This is a genomic window from Streptomyces sp. NPDC001220, from assembly GCF_053597895.1.
Map to the genome: position 1 here is coordinate 252,698 of NZ_JBSFJE010000001.1, position 22,860 is coordinate 275,557.

The 22,860-nt window shown below is 68.5% G+C and carries 21 protein-coding genes; 16 read left to right on the forward strand and 5 right to left on the reverse strand.

Annotated features, from left to right (window positions below):
* Window positions 1-51 precede the first annotated feature (51 nt).
* Window positions 52-447, reverse strand: coding sequence for a hypothetical protein (locus ACWDGI_RS01235; RefSeq protein ID WP_450754159.1), 396 nt, complete (start codon window positions 445-447; stop codon window positions 52-54).
* Between the two features lie 69 nt (window positions 448-516).
* Here ACWDGI_RS01235 and rpsL point away from each other — a divergent pair, with 69 nt between their 5' ends.
* The 5 genes from rpsL (at window position 517) to ACWDGI_RS01260 (ending at window position 8,056) form a co-directional block, all read left to right on the forward strand.
* Entirely contained in the window at window positions 517-888 is a 372-nt protein-coding gene (gene rpsL / locus ACWDGI_RS01240; protein ID WP_003948652.1) for a 30S ribosomal protein S12, read from the forward strand.
* A 2-nt stretch (window positions 889-890) separates the two neighbouring features.
* Entirely contained in the window at window positions 891-1,361 is a 471-nt protein-coding gene (gene rpsG, locus ACWDGI_RS01245) for a 30S ribosomal protein S7 (RefSeq protein ID WP_007384059.1), read from the forward strand.
* 39 nt (window positions 1,362-1,400) lie between these two features.
* A complete protein-coding gene (fusA, locus tag ACWDGI_RS01250; protein ID WP_362716989.1) occupies window positions 1,401-3,527 on the forward strand; it encodes an elongation factor G in 2,127 nt (708 codons plus the stop codon).
* 156 nt (window positions 3,528-3,683) lie between these two features.
* Window positions 3,684-4,877 (forward strand): elongation factor Tu, encoded by a 1,194-nt coding sequence (tuf, locus tag ACWDGI_RS01255; RefSeq protein WP_351693772.1) that lies wholly within the window; start codon window positions 3,684-3,686, stop codon window positions 4,875-4,877.
* 185 nt (window positions 4,878-5,062) lie between these two features.
* On the forward strand, window positions 5,063-8,056 hold the full coding sequence (locus tag ACWDGI_RS01260; RefSeq protein WP_450754162.1) for a glycosyl hydrolase 115 family protein: 2,994 nt from the start codon (window positions 5,063-5,065) through the stop codon (window positions 8,054-8,056).
* Window positions 8,057-8,111: 55 nt separating this feature from the next.
* Here the strand turns inward: ACWDGI_RS01260 and ACWDGI_RS01265 are convergent, their stop codons facing one another.
* The 4 genes from ACWDGI_RS01265 to ACWDGI_RS01280 form a co-directional block, all read right to left on the reverse strand.
* Window positions 8,112-9,488 (reverse strand): S41 family peptidase, encoded by a 1,377-nt coding sequence (locus ACWDGI_RS01265; protein ID WP_450754164.1) that lies wholly within the window; start codon window positions 9,486-9,488, stop codon window positions 8,112-8,114.
* Between the two features lie 202 nt (window positions 9,489-9,690).
* The gene (locus tag ACWDGI_RS01270; RefSeq protein ID WP_450754166.1) at window positions 9,691-10,533 is read right to left on the reverse strand and encodes an FkbM family methyltransferase; all 843 of its coding nucleotides are present in this window, start codon (window positions 10,531-10,533) and stop codon (window positions 9,691-9,693) included.
* 147 nt (window positions 10,534-10,680) lie between these two features.
* On the reverse strand, window positions 10,681-11,217 hold the full coding sequence (locus ACWDGI_RS01275) for a hypothetical protein (RefSeq protein ID WP_450754168.1): 537 nt from the start codon (window positions 11,215-11,217) through the stop codon (window positions 10,681-10,683).
* 279 nt (window positions 11,218-11,496) lie between these two features.
* Window positions 11,497-11,841, reverse strand: a complete 345-nt coding sequence (locus ACWDGI_RS01280; RefSeq protein WP_450754170.1) for a hypothetical protein — start codon at window positions 11,839-11,841, stop codon at window positions 11,497-11,499.
* A gap of 78 nt (window positions 11,842-11,919) precedes the next feature.
* Here ACWDGI_RS01280 and ACWDGI_RS01285 point away from each other — a divergent pair, with 78 nt between their 5' ends.
* The 11 genes from ACWDGI_RS01285 to rpsC all read left to right on the forward strand — a co-directional run bounded on the left by ACWDGI_RS01285 (window position 11,920) and on the right by rpsC (window position 22,857).
* Complete coding sequence (locus ACWDGI_RS01285) at window positions 11,920-12,567, forward strand: hypothetical protein (RefSeq protein ID WP_450754172.1); 648 nt, start codon at window positions 11,920-11,922, stop codon at window positions 12,565-12,567.
* A 260-nt stretch (window positions 12,568-12,827) separates the two neighbouring features.
* Complete coding sequence (locus ACWDGI_RS01290; protein ID WP_450754174.1) at window positions 12,828-17,360, forward strand: DUF6531 domain-containing protein; 4,533 nt, start codon at window positions 12,828-12,830, stop codon at window positions 17,358-17,360.
* A gap of 10 nt (window positions 17,361-17,370) precedes the next feature.
* The gene (locus tag ACWDGI_RS01295) at window positions 17,371-17,976 is read left to right on the forward strand and encodes a hypothetical protein (protein WP_450754176.1); all 606 of its coding nucleotides are present in this window, start codon (window positions 17,371-17,373) and stop codon (window positions 17,974-17,976) included.
* Between the two features lie 438 nt (window positions 17,977-18,414).
* Window positions 18,415-18,723 carry a 30S ribosomal protein S10 gene (rpsJ, locus tag ACWDGI_RS01300; RefSeq protein ID WP_003948644.1) on the forward strand — a complete coding sequence of 103 codons (309 nt, stop codon included), beginning with the start codon at window positions 18,415-18,417 and terminating at the stop codon, window positions 18,721-18,723.
* 17 nt (window positions 18,724-18,740) lie between these two features.
* The gene (gene rplC, locus ACWDGI_RS01305) at window positions 18,741-19,385 is read left to right on the forward strand and encodes a 50S ribosomal protein L3 (protein ID WP_351318159.1); all 645 of its coding nucleotides are present in this window, start codon (window positions 18,741-18,743) and stop codon (window positions 19,383-19,385) included.
* 8 nt (window positions 19,386-19,393) lie between these two features.
* Complete coding sequence (gene rplD / locus ACWDGI_RS01310; RefSeq protein ID WP_351693717.1) at window positions 19,394-20,050, forward strand: 50S ribosomal protein L4; 657 nt, start codon at window positions 19,394-19,396, stop codon at window positions 20,048-20,050.
* Window positions 20,050-20,469 carry a 50S ribosomal protein L23 gene (rplW, locus tag ACWDGI_RS01315; protein ID WP_351318163.1) on the forward strand — a complete coding sequence of 140 codons (420 nt, stop codon included), beginning with the start codon at window positions 20,050-20,052 and terminating at the stop codon, window positions 20,467-20,469. Before rplD ends, rplW begins: the two co-directional genes overlap by 1 nt.
* Window positions 20,470-20,507: 38 nt before the next feature.
* Window positions 20,508-21,344 (forward strand): 50S ribosomal protein L2, encoded by an 837-nt coding sequence (rplB, locus tag ACWDGI_RS01320; RefSeq protein WP_189268841.1) that lies wholly within the window; start codon window positions 20,508-20,510, stop codon window positions 21,342-21,344.
* 12 nt (window positions 21,345-21,356) lie between these two features.
* On the forward strand, window positions 21,357-21,638 hold the full coding sequence (gene rpsS / locus ACWDGI_RS01325) for a 30S ribosomal protein S19 (protein WP_003992359.1): 282 nt from the start codon (window positions 21,357-21,359) through the stop codon (window positions 21,636-21,638).
* Window positions 21,639-21,682: 44 nt separating this feature from the next.
* Complete coding sequence (gene rplV, locus ACWDGI_RS01330; RefSeq protein ID WP_003974262.1) at window positions 21,683-22,030, forward strand: 50S ribosomal protein L22; 348 nt, start codon at window positions 21,683-21,685, stop codon at window positions 22,028-22,030.
* Window positions 22,030-22,857 (forward strand): 30S ribosomal protein S3, encoded by an 828-nt coding sequence (gene rpsC / locus ACWDGI_RS01335; RefSeq protein ID WP_093499641.1) that lies wholly within the window; start codon window positions 22,030-22,032, stop codon window positions 22,855-22,857. Before rplV ends, rpsC begins: the two co-directional genes overlap by 1 nt.
* Window positions 22,858-22,860: the final 3 nt, after the last annotated feature.

Sequence of the window (22,860 nt, forward strand, 5' to 3'; positions counted from 1 at the left end):
CCAGGTACAGGCGGCGATCGCCACGAACGGCGTGGCAGGTCCAGGCGGCGATCACCACGAACGGCGTGGCAGGTCCAGGCGGCGATCACCACGAACGGCGTGGCAGGTCCAGGCGGCGATCACCACGAACAGGGACTCACAGAAGGTCGGATCAGCGTCGTGCAGGCGTCGAACCGATCCTCGGCGGCCCGTGTCCTCTTCCGTTCGCGTGTCGTTCGTGTTCGTGGTATATCGGAAGCCGTCCTCAAAACCGCAGCTCAGGCCCTCCTCGACCGGTCCCGCTTCTTTTGTTTTGACCGAAGTGATTGCGCTGGGTACGCTCAGACCTTGTGCCTGGGGTGTGCCCTGATCCTCGTGCGTGCCTTCAAACCGCACCGGAGTGACGAAGTGGCCACCGCGATCCGCGCCCCCTTCTGCCGTTCGGCAGGAGTCCGCGGAATCCGACACACCCGACCGCGTGGGTCGGCGACGTTCCAGGTTAGCTTCACCATTCGGCACACAGAAACCGGAGAAGTAGTGCCTACGATCCAGCAGCTGGTCCGTAAGGGCCGGCAGGACAAGGTCGAGAAGAACAAGACGCCCGCACTCGAGGGTTCGCCTCAGCGTCGTGGCGTCTGCACGCGTGTGTTCACGACCACCCCGAAGAAGCCGAACTCGGCCCTGCGTAAGGTCGCGCGTGTGCGTCTGACCAGCGGTATCGAGGTCACTGCTTACATTCCGGGTGAGGGACACAACCTGCAGGAGCACTCCATCGTGCTCGTGCGCGGCGGCCGTGTGAAGGACCTGCCCGGTGTTCGCTACAAGATCATCCGCGGCTCGCTCGACACCCAGGGTGTCAAGAACCGCAAGCAGGCCCGCAGCCGCTACGGCGCCAAGAAGGAGAAGTAAGAATGCCTCGTAAGGGCCCTGCCCCGAAGCGCCCGGTCATCATCGACCCGGTCTACGGTTCTCCTCTTGTCACCTCGCTCATCAACAAGGTGCTGCTGAACGGCAAGCGCTCCACCGCCGAGCGCATCGTGTACGGCGCCATGGAGGGCCTGCGCGAGAAGACCAGCAACGACCCGGTCATCACGCTCAAGCGCGCGCTGGAGAACATCAAGCCCACGCTTGAGGTCAAGTCCCGCCGTGTCGGTGGCGCCACCTACCAGGTGCCGGTCGAGGTCAAGCCCGGCCGCGCCAACACCCTGGCGCTGCGCTGGCTGGTCGGCTACTCCCGCGCCCGTCGCGAGAAGACCATGACCGAGCGTCTGCTCAACGAGCTTCTCGACGCTTCGAACGGCCTCGGTGCGGCCGTCAAGAAGCGCGAGGACACCCACAAGATGGCCGAGTCCAACAAGGCCTTCGCGCACTACCGCTGGTAGTCGCTACCCACATCGAGACCGAGAGAAGACTGAAGCCTTATGGCTACCACTTCACTTGACCTGGCCAAGGTCCGCAACATCGGGATCATGGCCCACATCGACGCGGGCAAGACGACCACTACCGAGCGGATCCTGTTCTACACCGGTGTGTCGTACAAGATCGGCGAGGTTCACGACGGCGCCGCCACCATGGACTGGATGGAGCAGGAGCAGGAGCGTGGCATCACGATCACCTCTGCTGCCACCACCTGTCACTGGCCGCTGGAAGACGTCGACCACACGATCAACATCATCGACACCCCGGGCCACGTCGACTTCACCGTCGAGGTGGAGCGTTCGCTCCGCGTGCTCGACGGTGCCGTGACGGTGTTCGACGGCGTCGCTGGTGTCGAGCCCCAGTCCGAGACTGTCTGGCGTCAGGCGGACCGCTACGGCGTGCCGCGTATCTGCTTCGTCAACAAGCTCGACCGGACCGGTGCCGAGTTCCACCGCTGTGTGGACATGATCAAGGACCGTCTGGGCGCGCAGCCGATCGTCATGCAGCTCCCGATCGGTGCCGAGGCCGACTTCCAGGGCGTCGTGGACCTGGTCCGCATGAAGGCGCTCGTGTGGTCCGCCGAGGCCACCAAGGGCGAGATGTACGACGTCGTCGACATCCCGGCCACGCACACCGAGGCTGCCGAGGAGTACCGCGGCAAGCTGCTGGAGGCCGTCGCCGAGAACGACGAAGAGATCATGGAGCTGTACCTGGAGGGCGAGGAGCCTTCCGAGGAGCAGCTGTACGCCGCGATCCGTCGTATCACCATCGCGTCCGGCAAGTCCAAGGACATCACGGTCACCCCGGTGTTCTGTGGTACCGCGTTCAAGAACAAGGGCGTTCAGCCCCTGCTCGACGCGGTCGTGCGCTACCTCCCCTCCCCGCTTGACGTCGAGGCCATCGAGGGCCACGACGTGAAGGACCCGGAGGTCGTGGTCAAGCGCAAGCCGTCCGACGAGGAGCCGCTGTCCGCGCTGGCGTTCAAGATCATGAGCGACCCGCACCTCGGCAAGCTCACCTTCGTCCGGGTCTACTCGGGCCGCCTGGAGTCCGGCACCGCCGTGCTGAACTCCGTCAAGGGCAAGAAGGAGCGCATCGGCAAGATCTACCGCATGCACGCGAACAAGCGTGAGGAGATCGAGTCGGTGGGCGCCGGCGACATCATCGCCGTCATGGGTCTGAAGCAGACCACGACCGGTGAGACGCTGTGCGACGACAAGCAGCCGGTGATCCTGGAGTCCATGGACTTCCCGGCGCCGGTCATCCAGGTCGCCATCGAGCCCAAGTCGAAGGGCGACCAGGAGAAGCTGGGCGTCGCGATCCAGCGCCTGGCCGAGGAGGACCCGTCCTTCCAGGTCCACTCGGACGAGGAGACCGGCCAGACCATCATCGGCGGTATGGGCGAACTGCACCTCGAGGTGCTGGTCGACCGTATGCGCCGTGAGTTCAAGGTCGAGGCCAACGTCGGCAAGCCGCAGGTCGCCTACCGCGAGACGATCCGCAAGGCCGTCGAGCGCGTGGACTACACCCACAAGAAGCAGACCGGTGGTACCGGTCAGTTCGCCAAGGTGCAGATCGCGATCGAGCCCATCGAGAGCGGCGACGCCTCGTACGAGTTCGTGAACAAGGTGACCGGTGGCCGTATCCCGAAGGAGTACATCCCTTCGGTGGACGCCGGTGCGCAGGAGGCCATGCAGTTCGGCATCCTCGCCGGGTACGAGATGACGGGCGTCCGCGTCACGCTTCTCGACGGTGCCTACCACGAGGTGGACTCCTCCGAGCTCGCCTTCAAGATCGCCGGCTCGCAGGCCTTCAAGGAGGCCGCGCGCAAGGCGTCCCCCGTGCTCCTTGAGCCGATGATGGCCGTCGAGGTCGTCACGCCCGAGGACTACATGGGTGACGTCATCGGCGACATCAACTCCCGCCGTGGCCAGATCCAGGCCATGGAGGAGCGGTCCGGTGCCCGCGTCGTGAAGGGCCTCGTGCCCCTCTCGGAGATGTTCGGTTACGTCGGAGACCTCCGCAGCAAGACGTCGGGTCGCGCAAGCTACTCGATGCAGTTCGACTCCTACGCCGAGGTTCCGCGGAACGTCGCCGAGGAGATCATCGCGAAGGCCAAGGGCGAGTAACGCACCGCGCTACGACGCTTTAGGCTTGACCCCGGAGCCTCACGGGCCGTTCCTCCGCATTCGTGGCGGAATGGCCCGGGGCCCGGGAACCAACAGCAAAGATCACCTGGCGCCGATCGAATCAAGGCGTACAGAACCACTCCCAGGAGGACCCCAGTGGCGAAGGCGAAGTTCGAGCGGACTAAGCCGCACGTCAACATCGGCACCATCGGTCACATCGACCACGGTAAGACGACCCTCACGGCCGCCATTACCAAGGTGCTGCACGACGCGTACCCGGACCTGAACGAGGCCACCGCGTTCGACAACATCGACAAGGCGCCCGAGGAGCGTCAGCGCGGTATCACCATCTCCATCGCGCACGTCGAGTACCAGACGGAGACCCGTCACTACGCCCACGTCGACTGCCCGGGTCACGCGGACTACATCAAGAACATGATCACCGGTGCCGCGCAGATGGACGGCGCGATCCTCGTCGTCGCCGCCACCGACGGTCCGATGCCGCAGACCAAGGAGCACGTGCTCCTGGCCCGCCAGGTCGGCGTGCCGTACATCGTCGTCGCCCTGAACAAGGCCGACATGGTGGACGACGAGGAGATCCTGGAGCTCGTCGAGCTCGAGGTCCGTGAGCTCCTCTCCGAGTACGAGTTCCCGGGCGACGACCTGCCGGTCGTCAAGGTCTCCGCGCTCAAGGCCCTCGAGGGCGACGCCGAGTGGACCCAGTCCGTCCTCGACCTGATGAAGGCCGTCGACGAGTCCATCCCGGAGCCCGAGCGTGACGTCGACAAGCCGTTCCTGATGCCGATCGAGGACGTCTTCACGATCACCGGTCGTGGCACCGTCGTCACCGGTCGTATCGAGCGTGGTGTCCTCAAGGTCAACGAGACCGTCGACATCATCGGCATCAAGACCGAGAAGACCACCACCACGGTCACCGGCATCGAGATGTTCCGCAAGCTGCTCGACGAGGGCCAGGCCGGTGAGAACGTCGGTCTGCTCCTCCGTGGCATCAAGCGCGAGGACGTCGAGCGCGGCCAGGTCATCATCAAGCCGGGTTCGGTCACGCCGCACACCGAGTTCGAGGCGACCGCGTACATCCTGTCCAAGGACGAGGGTGGCCGTCACACGCCGTTCTTCAACAACTACCGCCCGCAGTTCTACTTCCGTACCACGGACGTGACCGGCGTCGTGACCCTCCCCGAGGGCACCGAGATGGTCATGCCGGGCGACAACACCGACATGAAGGTGGAGCTGATCCAGCCCATCGCCATGGAGGAGGGCCTGAAGTTCGCCATCCGTGAGGGTGGTCGCACGGTGGGCGCCGGCCAGGTCACCAAGATCAACAAGTGATCTCGGCCCGCAAGGGCTGACCCGGTAGGTATCTGAAAGGCCCGTACGACTCCGGTCGTACGGGCCTTTCGGCGTACCGGCGTCCCGAAACTATTCGGCGCGTACGACCCCTGGCTCCCGGGAGCCCCTCACTCCACCATTTGTCATGCCGCTGACCAAATTCGGGTGGAGGGGTGGGGTGCGCCATGTCTGTGCGCCGTAGAACCGTGCTGGGTGCCGCCGCGGTGCCGGTGCTGTCGCCGGGGATCGCGTGGGCTGACGCGGCCGGCCGTGGGCCGCGGGTGACGGACCCCGGGGCGTACATCTCCTTCACCGGCGGGGCGTTCTCGCTGGTCGGCGCCCCGGTCGTGGTGAGCGCCGAGGACCACCCCGGAGTCGTACGGGTGGCGGGCGACCTCCGGGCCGACATCGAGCGGGTGACCGGCGTCCGGCCGGGCTCGACGATCGCCCGGCACGTGGTGCTCGTCGGCACGATCGGCCGCAGCCCGCTGATCGACGGCCTGGTGGCGTCCGGCAAGCTGGACGTGACGGGCGTGCGGGGCAGGTGGGAGACCTCGCTCCAGACGGTCGTCGACCGTCCCCTCCCCGGCGTGGAGCGGGCCTTCGTCATCGCGGGCAGCGACCCGCGCGGCACGATCTTCGGGGCGTACGACGTCTCCTACGGCATCGGGGTCTCGCCCTGGCACTGGTGGGACGACGTGCCGCCGGTCCACCGCGACCGGGTGTGGGTGGTGCCTGGCCGGCACACCCAGGGCACGCCGGCGGTGAAGTACCGCGGCTTCTTCGTCAACGACGAGAACCCGGCGCTCGGGACCTGGGCCCCGGCCCACTTCGGCCCCGGCAAGGCCCCCGGCTACCCGGGCGGCTTCAACGCGGACTTCTACGCCCGCGTCTTCGAGGTGCTGCTCCGGCTGAAGGGCAACTACCTCTGGCCGGCGGTGTGGGGGCGGGCGTTCGCCGAGGACGATCCGGAGAACCACCGCAGGGCCGCCGAGTACGGCATTGTCATGGGCACGTCTCACGAGGCCCCCATGATGCGGGGGATCGAGGAGTGGAACCGCCACGCGGCCGACGGGACCGACCCCTACGGGGGCACGGGCGAGTGGTCGTACCTGCGCAACCCGACGGCGATCAGGGCGTACTGGCGGGCCGGCATCCAGCGGATGGTGGACCAGGGCTTCGAGGGCGTGGTCACCCTCGGCATGCGCGGCAACGGCGACACCGGCCTCCCCGACGGCGACGGCATCGAGCTGATGCAGGAGATCATCGCGGCGCAGCGGGGGATCATCGAGGAGGTGACGGGCCGGCCCGCCGCCGAGACCCCCCAGGTGTGGACGCTCTACAAGGAGGTCCAGCGCTACTGGGACCGGGGGCTGCGGGCGCCCGACGACGTCACCGTGGTCCTGACGGACGACAACTGGGGCAACATCCGCAAGCACCCGTCCCCCGCCGAGCCCCGGAGCGGCGGCTACGGCCTGTACTACCACTTCGACTACGTCGGCGCCGGCCGCAACTACAAGTGGGTCGACACGGCCAACCTCCGCAACGTCTGGGACCAGCTCCACCAGGCCCACGCCTACGGCAACCACGGCCTGTGGGTGGCCAACGTGGGCGACCTGAAGGGCAACGAACTGCCGACCCAGTTCTTCCTCGACTACGCCTGGAATCCGGAACGCTGGGACATCGACCGACTCGGTGACTGGGAACGGGGCTACGCACGCCAGAACTTCGGCGAGGCGGCGGCCCGGGACGTCGCCGAAGTGCTCGCCGCCTACGGCCGGTTGCAGGCGCGCCGCAAGCCGGAGCTGCTGAACCGCCGGATCACGCTCGCGGACGGCGGCCAGGTGGTGTACGACGATCAGCAGACGCCCTTCTCCTTCGAGCACCGCGAGTTGGAGCGGGTGACCGAGGAGTGGCGGGAGCTGGGGAGAAGGGCGACGCGGATCGAGCGCCGGCTGCCGGCGGTGGTACGGGACGCCTGGTTCGAACTGGTCGGGTACGAGGTGACGGCGACCGCCAACCTCTACGCGCTGCGGCAGGCCGAGTTCATGAACCTGCGGTACGCGCGCGAGGGCAGAGCGGCGGCCAACGACCGTGCGGCGCAGGCGGAACAGGGCCTGCTGCGCGACTTCGCCCTGGCCGAGCGCTTCAACTCCGCTGTGGCGGGCGGCAAATGGCGGGGCTTCCAGACCCAGCCGCACATCGACTACGGGGACGTGGACCGGTACGGCGCCAACGCGCCCTGGCAGCAGCCGGAGAAGGACAACGTGGCCCTGCCGGACGTGCTGTTCCCGGCGGTACGGCGGATCGAGGTGCCGGAGGCGGCAGGGCTCGGGGTGTCGGTGGACGGCGGCCAGGACCCGGACGGGGACTCGCCGGATCTGCCGTCGTTCAGCCCGTACCAGACCCGGCCGCAGCAGTACGTCGAGGTGTTCAACCGCGGCCGTACCCCCTTCGACTACCGGGTGCGGACCTCGGTGCCCTGGCTGGTGGTGGATCGTCCGCGAGGCCGGGTGACGCACCAGGTACGGGTGGAGGTGCGGGTGGACTGGTCACGGGCACCGGCCGGCCGGTCCGCGGGATCGCTGACGGTGAGCGGGGCGGGGGAGTCGGTGACGGTGGCGTGCGTCGCGGAGAAGCCGTCGGCACGGGAGCTGCGCGGCTTCGTCGAGGCGGGCGGCTATGTGGCGATCGACGCGGAGCACCACGACCGTGCGGTCGGCGGCTGGCGCCGGCTGGAGGGGATCGGCCGGACCGGCGCCGGGATGACGGCGTGGCCGGTGACGGGGGGCTGGGGAGAGGCGTGGCCCCGGCTGGAGTACGAGGTGACCCTGCTGTCGGCGGGTGAGGTGACGGTGTGGGCGTACCTGTCCCCGCGCAACCCGGCGCTGCCGGGCACGGTCGGCCTGCGCTACGCGGTGTCGTTCGACGACGCGGAACCGGTACCGGTGGACATCACGGCCGGCGCGGACGACGGCCTGCTGAACGCGGTGTGGGCGCGGAACACCTCCGACAACGTGAACCGGACGGCGACCCGCCACACGGTGGGCCCCGGGGTCCACCGCCTGAAGTTCTGGGCGGTGGACCCCACGGTGGTGGTACAGCGGCTGCTGATCGACACGGGCGGCCTGCCCGCCACCTACCTGGGCCCGCTGGAGAGCCGGCGGCTGGGCCGGTAGCCGTGCCCGGTTCGCGCGGGCCGGCTTTGCGCAGCGACGGCGGTCGAGCGGCGGGTCATGACCTGCGACGGCGCAACAGCTCCACCGCCCGGTCGAATGCCGAGTCCCGGCCCTTCGCGAACTCCTCGTCGGTGAAGACGGGTTCGCTGATCTGCGGCGGGATCCCGGTGCCGTCGAAGGTGCGGCCCTTCCGGGTCAGGTACTCCTCGTTCGGCAGCCAGACGGTCATGCCGTTGGGGAGGTCGCGGACCATGATGTCCGAGAAGACGCCCTGGGTCGGCCGGCCGATGCGGACCGTGCGGCCCGGGCGGTCGATCAGGGCCTGGGTGAAGGTCTCGCCGGCGCTGACGGTGGAGCCACCGGTGAGGAGGGCGATCGGGCCGGTGTAGCGGGGCTTGGGGGAGGGGCGCACGGGGATCGGCTCGGGGCGGGTGTGGCGGGCCGGGTCGGCCGGGTCGTTGCGGGCACGCTTGGAGTAGGCGGTGTACGACCTGTCCGTGAGGCGTTCGGCGATGTGGATGCCGAGCGCGTCGGAGCCGCCGCCGTTGACGCGGAGGTCGATGACCAGGCCGTGGAGTGAGCGTGTGCGGGCCGGGGTGAGGACGGTGTCGAGCGCCCGGTCGAGTTCGGCGAGTTGGGCGGTGTACGACGCGTCGCCCCGGTCGTATCCGTCGAAGCTCGCGATCCGGAGGTAGCCCAGGTCCTGCTCTTTCAGGTCGGCGTACGTGAGGAGACCGCCCGCGAAGTCCTGCCGGCCGGTCGCCGTCCTGAGGTCGCGGTCGACGACGAACTTCTTGACCTTGTCGTCGAGTTCCCCGGTGGGGACGACGGTGCCGGGCCGGGGCACCCCGTAGTGGCGGTCGCCGTCCAGGACCAGGACGTGCGCGTCGTGCAGCGGGGTGATCATGCGGCTGAAGATGTCGAAGAGCCGGTCCCGGGTGGTGTCCTTGTGGACCAGTGGCCGGTAGTGGTCGCGCACGGCATGCCAGTCGATGCCCTTGGCGGCGAAGAAGGGGTAGTTCTCCTCGAACGACTGCCAGAAGACGTCGAAGGCGGTGCGGGGGTCGGTCGCGGGCGGGCGGGTGCAGGCGGCCGGCAGGGAGCCGATCCGGCGCAGCTGCCGGTGCCCCACCGCGACGTCGGCGCCGAACCGGGCGTGTTCCCCGTCGGCGGCGGGCCGCACGGTGAGCACGGCGCCCTCGACGTCGTACGTCCCCGGTTCCGCGGCCGCCTCGGCGAAGTACCCCTTCAGGCAGCTGACGGCGGTCGTCTGGTACTCCTGCGCCCCCCGGCCGTCGATGGCGAGGACGGTCCCGTACCCGTCCATGCGCCACAGGCCGGTGGCGGTGGCGGTGCTGGTGTTCGGTGCCGCCCCCGTGGCCGGCACCGCGAGGGCGAGGAGAAGAGCAGCGGTCCCGACGGCGTTTCGCACGATGGCGTCCTTCCACCCACACGCGACTGGCGTTTCCGCTCCTCACGGTGCCGGACGCCGAGGAGCTCCGACCATCCGGCAGACGGGTGGGTCGGGGGTGGGGACAGCCTCAGGGCCGCGGTGCTCACGGCCGCGGTGCCCCAGGGGTGTGGTGCCCCAGGGGTGTGGTGCCCCAGGGGTGTGGTGCTCAGGGCCGCCGTGCTCAGGGCCGCGGTGCGAAGAGCAGGTTCCGGGTGTGCGGCGGCCGGGGTTCCTTCCAGTGCACCAGCGAACCGTCGCGCTCGGCGATCCAGTGGACGTCGTAGCCGAGGGGTTCGAACTGGCCGACGAGGTCGTCGAGATCGGCGTCGACCAGGGCCTCCATCACCAGCGTGGGCCGGTCGCGCCGCAGCACCTGCCGGGCTCCGCGCAGCACCGACATCTCGTGGCCCTCCACGTCGATCTTGACGAGGTCCAGCTTGGTGTCGGCGAACACCTCGTCGAGCGTGACGAGCTGGATGCGCTTGAGCTGGGCGTCGGGAGCGGCGCCCTCCAGGGTCGAACCGGTGGACAGCAGGTTCCCGGAGAACCGGACACTGATGTCGGCCCAGCCGGGCTCGCTGGAGACGCCGGCCTGGTGGAGTTTGACGTTCTGGACGCCGTTCGAGCGGACGTTCACGGACAGCCGGGAGTGGATCTGGTCGACCGGCTCGAAGGAGTGCACCCTCGCCTTCGGGCTGGCGTGCGCGGCGATCATCGAGAAGTAGCCGACATGGGCGCCGACGTCCGCGATCGTCGCGCTCCGCGCCGCCAGCCGGGCCCAGGTGGCGAGGGTGCCGGGCTCGTAGCCGAACGTCCCGTTCCACAGGGTGTCCATGGCGACCGCATCGTCGTTCACGCAGAACATCACGAACGGCGGACAGTACGGCGAGTCGATCTCGACGTATCCGCGGTACGGGAACTTCTTGCGGTGCACGCGGATGATGTCGCCGGTGGCCACGGGCCGGACCGATGGTGCGTGGGCCAGCATGCGTGCATTGGCTGCTTCGACCTCGGAAATGCGCATTGGGCGATGGTAAAGCCAAGGCCAGGGATTGTCACAGGGTCCGAAAATATTCCGTAAGTGCTGGTCACAGGCGGATGCGAGCGGCTATTCAAGCCGGCAGCCATTCCGAATAACTTGGAATTCACTTTTCCTTTCTCCTGAGGTGGGTCACTCTTCGCTCGAGCGGGTCAGAGCCTCGGTGATCAGCCGGGTGGCGAAGTCCTGGTCCTCGGTGATCCGGTTGATGTGCTCCGCGAGCAGCACGGCCGTGGCCTCCAGGGCGTTCATCTCGTCCTTGGTCCACTCCCCGTACTGCCTGCGCCACAGGCTGGGGCTCAGGCCGGTGCCGGCGGCCACCAGCAGGCCCGTCATGGTGGGGATCACCTCGGGGCGGACGCTCTTGCGCATCATGCGGGTCGACGCCACGAAGCTGGGCACCACGTACTCGATCACGTCCCTGTCGTGGTCCTCGTACGCCATCCGCAGCCACTGCATGTACATGTAGATGAGGGTGCACGCGCCCTCCACCAGATCGTCGACGCCCGTGGGCCCCATCGACGCGGTGAACTGGTCGATCAGCTGCTGCTGTTCGGGGTCGATCCCGGCCTTGCCCTCGTAGATGGACCTGAGCCGCGAGTCGATCATCATGAGCGCCGCACCCACGTCACCGGCGGGGGCGTACTGGGGATCGCAGGGCGATGGCACAGGGTTCCTCCGCGGGTGACCGTGGGCAACAAGGCGTGTCCGTACGGTAACCCGCCGACGACACGGCGGTCTAACAAACCCGGATCCGGATGGAGTGCCCTACGACCCGCCCCCGGACGATGTCGTCCGCCCTGGCCGCGTCCCGCGGCGGCAGCCGACGCCACGTCCTGGCCCGCGCGCCCGCGCGGCGGCGAACTGCCGGAGACCTGGAACGTGGACCCCGGGAACTGACCGGCCGGGCGATCACCCGTCAGAAGACCGGCCCCCGGCGAACGCGTACTACTCCGCCTTCGGCCCGCCGCCACCCTGCTGCTGCTCTTCCGGCCGTACCGCGTCCTTCGCCTTCTTCGCGAGGTCGTCGTCCAGCTTCTTGAACTCGCGGACGACGGTGTCGGACATGTCGGCGAGCGAGTCGATCTGCTTGCTGATGTCCTCGCGGCCGTCGTGCCAGTTGGACTCGAAGTCGTCGAGGGCGTCGTAGACCGTGCCGCTGCCGACGTCGTCCCGGTAGGACTCGAACATCTTCTTGGTGTGGTTGAGGCGTTCCTTGATGGAGCGCAACTGGCGGCCGTAGTCCTCCAGTTCGCTCACCGGTATCGCGAGGTCGCTCTTGCCTTTGCCCACGTGACCGTCCCCCGTCCGCGCGTCTCGTAGTCTTGCCGCACCGTATATGAGATCACCGGAACGGGGACGACGTACACCATGGCCCGCTACATAGAAACGCTCACCATCGAGCGCGGCGGTTTCCGGATCAAGGTGCCCGAGTCGTGGTGGGAGTTCGACGTACGCCCGGAGTCGCGGGACGACTCGATCCGGCGGATGGTGAACGAGCGCGTGGCCCAGTACCCGGAGCTGGCGCAGTACCGGGACACGTACGTCGGATTCCTGCGCAAGTCCGCGGCCGACGCGTGGAAGTCGGGCGCGATGTACTGCGGTTGCATGGCGGAGAGCTTCGGCGGTGACACGCCGATCACGGGTTCGGTCACGGTGTCGCTGGTCGGCGGCCGCACCCGGGAGGGCGCGCCGCTCTCCAACGACCCGGCCGCCATCGCCGCCCAGCTCGCGCCCAAGGAGGCGCACCGGGAGGGCGACTCCTGGCGCAAGGTGACGACCGTCGACATCCCCGGCGTGGGCCTGGCCGCCCGGACGTACGGCATCGAGGACATCCCGATCCCCGAGGACAGCCTCAACCGCACGATTCGCGCGGTCCTGATGCAGACGTTCATCCCGGTCCCCGGCCAGGAGGGCAAGGTCGCCCTGGTCGCCGGCAGCAGCCAGGTCCTGGACCTGGCCGACTCCTTCTTCGACATCTTCGACGCGATCACGTCGACGTTCCGCTTCGCGGACTGAACCATTGCGGGGGGAGAGACCGGCGAAGGCCTGCCGGGGCGCGCCGAGCCAGCGGCGTGGGACGCCGCGTTCGAGCGCGGCGAGGGCCATCTCGGCACGGCGGTGATCGGGTCGGCCCCCCTCGGTGCCGTACCGCGACCCGCCACCGCTGAACGGCGGCCGACGGCCGCGCCGGGGCTTCACCTCGAACGGCCGTTCCTTGTAAGTTCGCGTGTGCACAGGTGTGTTGACGTGGCGTACGCGACGGGGGTTGCGGGGACATGGCGGGATATCGACCGGCGGACTGGCATCCTCTCGACCTCGACCGGGACCCGACGCCGGGCGACCCGCAGCGTGTCCGCACTCTCGCCGCGCAGCTGCACGCCTTCGCCGACGACGTCTCCGACGCCCTGCGCCTGGTCAAGGGCATGGCCGGCGAGGACACCCTCCTGCAGTGGGCGGGCAAGTCGGCCGAGGTGTTCAAGGAGCAGTTCAAGGACGTCCCGAAGAACCTGAAGAAGCTGAAGAAGTCCTACGAGATGTGCGGCGACGCCCTCGCCGACTACTGGCCCAAGCTGGAACGGGCGCAGGCCCTGGCGGACAAGGCCCTGGCCAAGGCAAAGGAAGCACAGAGCGACCTCAGCTCCGCCAAGTCCCGGCTGTCCTCCGCCGATTCGTGGGTCACTCGCGCCGGCAAGGAAGCCGACAAGTACAAGGACGACCCCACCGGCAGCAAATCCACCGCCGACAAGCCGGACGAGGCGAAGGTGCGGGCCGCGACCCGGGACGTGCAGAGCGCCAAGTCCGCGCACACCGCGGCGCAGTCGGACGTCAGCACCGCGCAGAACGCCCTCGACGCCGCGAAGAAGATGGCCGAGGACGCGCGGAGGATGCGGGACGACGCGGCGGGTGAGGCGAAGCGGAAGATCGACGAGGCGTCCGACGCGGGGATCCCGAACCGGCACTGGTGGCAGGACGTGGGTCACTGGTTCGAGGACAACTGGGACACCATCGTCACCGTCTGCAAGGTCGTCGTCGCGGTCGTCGGCATCATCGCGATGATCATCGGCGGGCCGATCCTCGGCGCGATCGTGCTCGTCGCCGCCCTCGTCGTGCTCGCCGACACCCTCTACAAGTACTCCAAGGGCCAAGCCTCGCTATGGGATGTGGCGTTCGCGGCGCTGGACTGCATACCCGGCGGCAAGGGCATCACCAGCCTCGGCAAACTCGCCAAGGGACTACGGACCTTCGGGAAGACCGGGCTCAAGGGGATGGCGCTGGGGGTGAAGGGGTTCGGCAGGAGCGTCCGCGAACTCGGCCGGCCGATGAAGAAGCTCTTCACCTGCGGTGACCCGATCGACATGGCCACGGGACAGATGGTCATGCACGAGACCGATGTCTCACTCGACGGAGCCCTGCCACTCCTTCTGGAACGCAGCCACCGCACGGGGGTGGCGACCGGCAGGCTCTTCGGCTCCACCTGGATCAGCACTCTCGACCAACGGTTGCTGCTCGACTCCGACGGCGTGCGCTTCGTCTGCGCCGATGGCATGGTCCTGCACTACCCGATGCCCGACCCCGACGCTCCCGTCCTTCCGGTCGCAGGGCCGCACTGGCCGCTGAGCATGGACGACGGGGCCGGAGACGCGTTCACACTGGAGCAGCGCGAGAGCGGCCGTACCCTCACCTTCCGGTCGCAGCCCGGCACAGCCGCCGACGAGATGCCGCTGTCCGTGATCGGCGACCGGAACGACAACACGATCACGCTGCGGTACGCGGACGGGCTGCCCGCCGAGATCGTCCATCACGGTGGATACCGCATCGACGTCACCTGCGAGGAGGGGCGGATCACCGACCTGACGCTCGCCGGCCACCCCGACCGGCCGAGCCTCGCCCGTTACGGGTACGACCGGCACGGGGACCTCGTCCGGGCCCACGACTCCAACGGACTTCCCCTGAAACTCGCCTACGACGCCGACCACCGGGTCACGGGCTGGGAGGACCGCAACGGCGCGTGGTACCGGTACGCCTACGATTCCGCCGGGCGGTGTGTCTCCGTGCGCGGCATCGACGGAATCCTCGACTACACCTTCGAGTACGACGAGGAGTCGTACCGGACGGTCGCCGTCGACTCGCTCGGAAACGTCACGCGGTACCAGTTCAACGACGTCTATCAGATGATCGCCGAGACCAATCCGCTCGGCCACACCGTCCGCCACGAGTGGAGTGGTCGGGACCAGATGCTGTCCCGCACGGACGCTCTGGGGCGCACCATGACCATGGACTGGGATCACGCCGGACGACTCGTCGCCGTCCGGCTGCCCGACGGGCGCGCCTCCACCGCCCGGTACGACGACCTGGGTCTGCCTGTCGAGATCACGGACTACGACGGCACGGCGATCCACCAGGAGTGGGATGCGCGGGGCAACTGCCTGTCCCTGACGGAGGCCGGCGGAGGGACCACCCGCTTCACGCGCGACCGGACGGGGGCCGTGGTCTCGATGACGGACGCCCTGGGAGCGGTGACCGAGTTCGAGAACAACGCGGCAGGCCAACCCGTACGCGTGACCGATCCGCTCGGCGCGCGGACCCTGCTGCGCTACGACGCCCTCGGACACAACACGGAGATCGTCGACCCGCTGGGCAGGACGACCCGCCAGACCTGGACCGTCGAAGGCCGTCTCACCTCGCGGACCACCCCGGACGGAGCCCGCGAGACCTGGAGCCACGACGCGGAGGGCAACCGCACTGCCCACAGCGACGGGCTGGGCCGGACCACCCGGTTCGAATACGGCGGGTTCGACATGCTCGCCGCGCGCATCACGCCGGACGGTTCGCGATACGCCTTCCGCTACGACAGCGAACTGCGTCTCACCCAGGTCATCAACCCCGACGGCCGCACCTGGGACTACACCTTCGACGCGGCCGGCAACCTCCTGAGCGAGTCCGACTTCGACGGTCGTACCGTCGGCTACGCGTACGACGCGGCGGGACAACTCGTCGGTCGCACCAATGCCATGGGCCAGACCGTCGGGTTCTCCTACGACTCCGTGGGCAGCCAGACCCAGAAGACGGCGGACGGCCTGGCCACCGTCTACCGGCACGACGACGCCGGGCGGCTCGTCGCCGCCACCGGACCGGTCAGCAGCCTCACACTGCGCTACGACCGCGCGGGCAACATCGTCGGCGAGGGCGTGGACGGACGGGAACTCACCACGGCGTACGACGCTCTGCATCGTCCTGTGCGGCGCACCACACCGGCCGGCGTCGTGACGACGTACTCCTACGACCTGGCCGGCAACCGGGTCGCCCTGAGTACCGAGGGTCATGTCCTGACCCGTGCGTTCGACCTCACGGGCCGGGAGACGACGCGTCGGCTCGACAGCGACTGTGTGCTCTCCTTCGGCTGGGACTCGGGCGACCGCCTCGCGGAGCAGAGCCTGACACGCCGCGGATCCGCGGAGCCGGCGCTGCACCGGTCCTACGCGTACACGGCCGACGGCAACCTCGGGGCCGTCCAGGACCGGTTCCTCGGCCGGAGGTCCTTCGGCCTGGACCCGATGGGCCGGGTCACCGCGGTCCGGGCCGAGACCTGGACCGAGGCGTACGCGTACGACGCGATCGGCGGCATCACACGAGCCGACTGGCCGGACGCGCGGCCCGAACCGGAGGCCCGTGGCGACCGGGTCCACGCGGGCGGCCGGGTTGTCCGGGCCGGCGCCCTCCGCTACGAGTACGACGCCGCCGGCAGAGTCGTCCTGCGACGCAGGACCCGCCTGTCCCGCAAACCCGACCTGTGGCGTTACGACTGGGACGCCGAGGACCGGCTCGTCGCGTGCACCACACCGGACGGCACCCGCTGGCGCTACCTGTACGACGCGCTCGGCCGACGGGTCGCGAAACTCCGGCTGGGACCGGACGGGGAGACCCCGGTGGAGGAGACCCGCTTCGTGTGGGACGGCCCGCACCTGGTGGAACAGACCACCCGGACGCCCGACGACGAGACGACGCTCACCTGGGAGCGCGACGACATGACGCCCCTCACCCAGTCGGAACACCGCAGGCCGGACGCGCTTTCCCAGGACGAGGTCGACCGGCGCTTCTACGCCATCGTCACGGACGTGGTCGGCACTCCGACCGAGCTGGTGGACCACGACGGGGAAACCGCCTGGCGGGCACAGGCCACGCTCTGGGGGCTCACCCGTACCGAAGCCGCCGCGGGGACCGGGACCCCCCTGCGGTTCCCCGGCCAGTACGAGGACCCCGAGACAGGCCTGCACTACAACTTCTTCCGGCACTACGACCCGGCCGCCGGGGTGTACATCAGCCCGGACCCGCTGGGCACGGAGGCCGGCCCGCGGCCGCACGGGTACGTGGTGAACCCGCTCGCCTGGGTGGACTACCTGGGACTGAAATCGTGCTCCCAACTGCTGCGGGAGAACATGGTCAGGGAGGGCCGCCTCGTCAACCCGGGCCAGGCGGCGGCCCACATCGTCCCCTCGGGCTTCAACCGCTCGGGCGGCCCCCGGATGCGGGCCCTGCTGTCGAAGTACAAGGTCGACGTCAACGACGCGGCCAACGGCATCGCGCTCGGCCACCCCAGGCCGCACAACTTCACCCACACCGACCGGTTCCTGGGCCGTCTCGACGCCCATCTCCACAACGTGGTGGCCGACCGTGTCGCGCGCGGATACGGAGACCGGGCCATCCGTACCGTTCTGCGCCGGGAACTGCGGAGCGTCGGACGGCAGATCGAGGGCGAGCTCGCCGGTGTCACGCACGCCGTGCCGAGTACCGCCTACTGGACGGCATAAGGATGACCCCATGACCTCTGACCCGACCTCCGCACCGGCCCCCTCGGCCGTGTACCGCCTCCTGGCCGGCACGAGGAACCTGAGGACGCTGCGCCTGGGCGACTCGTTGATCGACCTCAAGCGCCGGCAGTTCCAGGGACCGACGGTCGCGCTGCCGAACTCGTTCGAGGCCGAGTGGACCGGTGACCCCAAGGCGCGCGAGGCCGACTTCGCCTCCGACTATCCGGGCGCCCCGATCCTGAGCCGAGACCTCGTCGACCGGGTCGGGCGGGAGCGGCTGGAGGAGGCCGGCCGGCTGGTCCCCGTCCGTACCCCGGGCCCCGAGCGGGACGGCTACGCCCTGTACGTGGTGGAGCCGCTCGTGGACTGCGTGGACACGCGCAGGTCGGCTCAGCCCAAGAAGGCCACCGGAGAGATGAAGAAAATGGTCTTCCGCCCGGAGGCGGTGCCTGTCGAGCTGCCGGCGTTCCGGGTTCCGCAGTTTCCCGTCGCGGTGTGCTGGACCGGCTGGATGCGTGACCTGCTCGGCGAGCTCCTCGGGGACGACCTGGAGGCCCGCCTGCTGTGGTCACCGGAGCCGTCGGCCGCTCCGCATCCCGATCCCTGGGGATTCTGAGCGGATCGACCTCGTGTTTGACCTACGTCACCCTGGGGGTATTCTCTCCGGCTCGATTGGCCAGCCCCGTGTCCCGTATGGCAGACTGTCGGAGTTGCTCGGTCGAGTGTTGATGCTGCGCGCCTCCCGCCGGGAGGACCGGAAGCGAGTCCCACAGTACTCGTCGTCCTAACTGCCACCACGGCAGCACTGGGGCGGACGTACGGGAATCTTTCGGGAAGTGGAGTGCGGCACCGACCAGGCGCCCGGTGGGCCTTCCGCCCCCGGCTTGCGGTTCCGGAAGGGCCGTGTGCATTCCCCGCAGGGATGTTCGAACAAGGGGCATCTGTGTCAGCGGGAGCGCGACACGCCCGACCGCGTGGGTCGGAGAGAACGAAGGCAGCAGAGGGAATCCGCCGGGTTCCGGAGCGTAAGAAGAGACAGGACTACTGAGTAGCCATGGCGGGACAGAAGATCCGCATCCGGCTCAAGGCCTACGACCACGAGGTCATCGACTCCTCGGCGAAGAAGATCGTCGAGACGGTGACCCGCACTGGTGCGTCGGTCGCGGGCCCGGTGCCGCTGCCCACTGAGAAGAACGTGTACTGCGTCATCAAGTCGCCGCACAAGTACAAGGACTCGCGCGAGCACTTCGAGATGCGCACGCACAAGCGCCTGATCGACATCCTCGACCCGACCCCCAAGACCGTTGACTCTCTGATGCGACTCGACCTCCCGGCCGGTGTCGACATCGAGATCAAGCTCTGAGGGCCGGTGATCTGAGAATGGCTAAGCAGATCAAGGGCATCCTGGGCGAGAAGCTCGGCATGACGCAGGTGTGGGACGAGAACAACCGTGTCGTCCCGGTCACCGTCGTCAAGGCCGGCCCCAACATCGTCACCCAGGTCCGCACCAACGACGTCGACGGCTACGAGTCCGTCCAGCTCGCCTTCGGCGAGATCGACCCGCGCAAGGTGAACAAGCCCCTCAAGGGTCACTTCGCGAAGGCCGACGTCACCCCCCGTCGTCACCTCGTCGAGATCCGGACGGCCGACGCCACCGAGTACACCCTCGGTCAGGAAGTCACCGCCGAGGTCTTCGAGGCCGGCGTGAAGGTCGACGTCACCGGCAAGAGCAAGGGCAAGGGCTTCGCCGGTGTCATGAAGCGTCACAACTTCAAGGGCCTCGGCGCCGGTCACGGCACCCAGCGCAAGCACCGCTCTCCCGGTTCCATCGGTGGCTGCGCCACCCCGGGCCGCGTGTTCAAGGGCCTCCGCATGGCGGGTCGCATGGGCAACGAGCGTGTCACCACCCAGAACCTGACCGTCCACGCCGTTGACGCGGAGAAGGGTCTGCTGCTCATCAAGGGCGCGGTTCCCGGTCCGAACGGCGGCCTCGTCCTGGTCCGCACCGCGGCCAAGGGGGCCTGAGGTAACCGATGAGCACTGTTGACATCCTTTCGCCTGCCGGCGAGAAGACCGGTAGCGTCGAGCTCCCCGCGGAGATCTTCGGCGTGGAGAAGGTCAGCATCCCGCTGATCCACCAGGTCGTCGTCGCGCAGAACGCGGCCGCCCGTCAGGGCACGCACAAGACGAAGACCCGTGGCGAGGTCCGTGGTGGCGGCAAGAAGCCGTACCGCCAGAAGGGCACCGGCCGCGCCCGTCAGGGCTCGACCCGCGCCCCGCAGTTCGCCGGCGGTGGCGTCGTCCACGGCCCGCAGCCGCGTGACTACTCGCAGCGCACCCCCAAGAAGATGAAGGCTGCCGCTCTGCGTCACGCCCTCACCGACCGGGCGCGCCACAACCGCATCCACGTCGTCTCCGGCGTGGTCGAGGGCGAGAACCCCAGCACCAAGGCCGCTCGCACGCTGTTCGGCAAGATCTCGGAGCGCAAGAACCTGCTCCTGGTCGTCGACCGCGCCGACGAGGCCGCGTGGCTGTCCGCCCGCAACCTGCCCCAGGTCCACATCCTGGAGCCGGGCCAGCTGAACACGTACGACGTGATCGTCTCGGACGACGTGGTCTTCACCCAGGCCGCTCTCGAGTCCTTCGTCGCCGGCCCGAAGGCCAACGACACCGAAGGGACCGAGGTCTGATGGCTACCCGTCACCCGAGCATCGCCTCGAAGGCTGCCAAGGCCGCCAAGGCCGCGCGCGTCGCCAAGGCGCGCCGTCACGCCGCCGAGGGCAAGAACACCGTCGAGACCCCGCTGAGCAAGTCCTTCACGGACCACCGTGACGTGCTGCTCAAGCCGGTCGTCTCGGAGAAGAGCTACGCGCTTCTGGACGAGGGCAAGTACACGTTCATCGTCGCCCCGGGCGCCAACAAGACCCAGATCAAGCAGGCCGTCCAGGCGGTCTTCGACGTCAAGGTCACCGGGGTCAACACCCTCAACCGCCAGGGCAAGCGCAAGCGCACCAAGACCGGTTTCGGTCAGCGCGCGGGCTCCAAGCGCGCGATCGTGACCCTCGCCGAGGGCGACCGTATCGACATCTTCGGCGGTCCGACCGCGTAAGCGGGTCGGATCGTCCGATATCGGACGAGGACTGAGAAATGGGAATCCGCAAGTACAAGCCGACTACGCCGGGCCGTCGTGGCGCCAGCGTCGCCGACTTCGTCGAGGTCACGCGGTCCACGCCGGAGAAGTCGCTGGTCCGCCCGCTGCACAGCAAGGGCGGCCGTAACAACGCCGGTCGTGTGACCGTTCGCCACCAGGGTGGCGGACACAAGCGCGCCTTCCGAGTGATCGACTTCCGTCGTCACGACAAGGACGGCGTGCCGGCGAAGGTCGCGCACATCGAGTACGACCCCAACCGCACCGCGCGCATCGCGCTGCTGCACTACGCGGACGGCGAGAAGCGCTACATCCTCGCCCCGCGCAACCTGCAGCAGGGCGACACCGTGGAGAACGGTCCCGGGGCCGACATCAAGCCGGGCAACAACCTGGCCCTCCGCAACATCCCGGTCGGTACCACGATCCACGCGATCGAGCTCCGTCCCGGTGGTGGCGCCAAGTTCGCCCGTTCCGCGGGTGCCTCGGTGCAGCTGCTCGCCCGTGAGGGCGCCATGGCGACCCTCCGTATGCCGTCCGGCGAGATCCGCATGGTGGACGCGCGCTGCCGCGCCACCGTCGGTGAGGTCGGCAACGCCGAGCAGTCGAACATCAACTGGGGCAAGGCCGGCCGCAAGCGGTGGCTGGGCGTTCGCCCGACCGTCCGTGGTGTCGTCATGAACCCGGTCGACCACCCGCACGGTGGTGGTGAGGGCCGGACGTCCGGTGGTCGTCACCCCGTCTCCCCGTGGGGCAAGAAGGAAGGTCGTACTCGTTCGCCCAAGAAGGCGTCGAACAAGTACATCGTCCGCCGCCGCAAGACGAACAAGAAGCGTTAAGGACTGGTTGAGATGCCTCGTAGCTTGAAGAAGGGGCCCTTCGTCGACGACCACCTGATCAAGAAGGTGGACGCCCAGAACGAAGCCGGCACCAAGAACGTCATCAAGACCTGGTCCCGCCGCTCGATGATCGTCCCGGCCATGCTGGGTCACACCCTCGCGGTGCACAACGGCAAGACCCACATCCCGGTGTTCGTCACCGAGTCGATGGTCGGCCACAAGCTCGGCGAGTTCTCGCCGACCCGCACCTTCCGGGGCCACGTCAAGGACGACCGGAAGTCGAAGCGCCGCTAGTAGCGGATCGCATTCAGACACGTAAGTAACTGAGAGGGACAACCATGGAAGCCAGGGCCCAGGCGCGGTACATCCGCGTTACGCCCATGAAGGCCCGCCGCGTGGTGGACCTTATCCGTGGCATGGACGCCACGGAGGCTCAGGCTGTTCTGCGATTCGCTCCGCAGGCAGCCTCCGTGCCGGTCGGCAAGGTGCTCGACAGCGCCATCGCCAACGCCGCGCACAACTACGACCACACCGACGCCGACAGCCTCTTCATCTCCGAGGCGTACGTCGACGAGGGTCCGACCCTGAAGCGGTTCCGTCCGCGTGCTCAGGGCCGTGCCTACCGGATCCGCAAGCGGACCAGCCACATCACCGTGGTCGTCAGCAGCAAGGAAGGAACCCGGTAATGGGCCAGAAGGTTAACCCGCATGGGTTCCGGCTCGGTGTCACCACGGACTTCAAGTCCCGGTGGTACGCCGACAAGCTGTACAAGGACTACGTCAAGGAAGACGTCGCCATCCGTCGGATGATGACGTCCGGCATGGAGCGCGCCGGTATCTCGAAGGTTGAGATCGAGCGCACCCGTGACCGTGTCCGCGTGGACATCCACACCGCGCGTCCGGGCATCGTCATCGGCCGCCGCGGCGCCGAGGCCGACCGCATCCGCGGTGACCTGGAGAAGCTGACCGGCAAGCAGGTCCAGCTGAACATCCTCGAGGTCAAGAACCCGGAGACGGACGCTCAGCTGGTGGCCCAGGCCGTCGCCGAGCAGCTCTCCTCCCGCGTCTCCTTCCGTCGGGCCATGCGCAAGAGCATGCAGTCCGCCATGAAGGCCGGCGCCAAGGGCATCAAGATCCAGTGCGGTGGCCGCCTCGGCGGCGCCGAGATGTCCCGCTCGGAGTTCTACCGCGAGGGCCGTGTGCCCCTGCACACGCTCCGCGCGAACGTGGACTACGGCTTCTTCGAGGCCAAGACGACCTTCGGCCGCATCGGTGTGAAGGTCTGGATCTACAAGGGCGACGTCAAGAACATCGCCGAGGTCCGCGCCGAGAACGCCGCAGCCCGCGCCGGCAACCGCCCGGCCCGTGGCGGTGGCGCTGGTGACCGCCCGGCCCGTGGTGGCCGTGGTGGCGAGCGGCGCGGTCGCAAGCCGCAGCAGGCTCCCGCTGCCGAGGCCCCCCAGGCCGAGGCCGCTGCCGCTCCGGCTGCTGAGAGCACCGGAACGGAGGCCTGACCG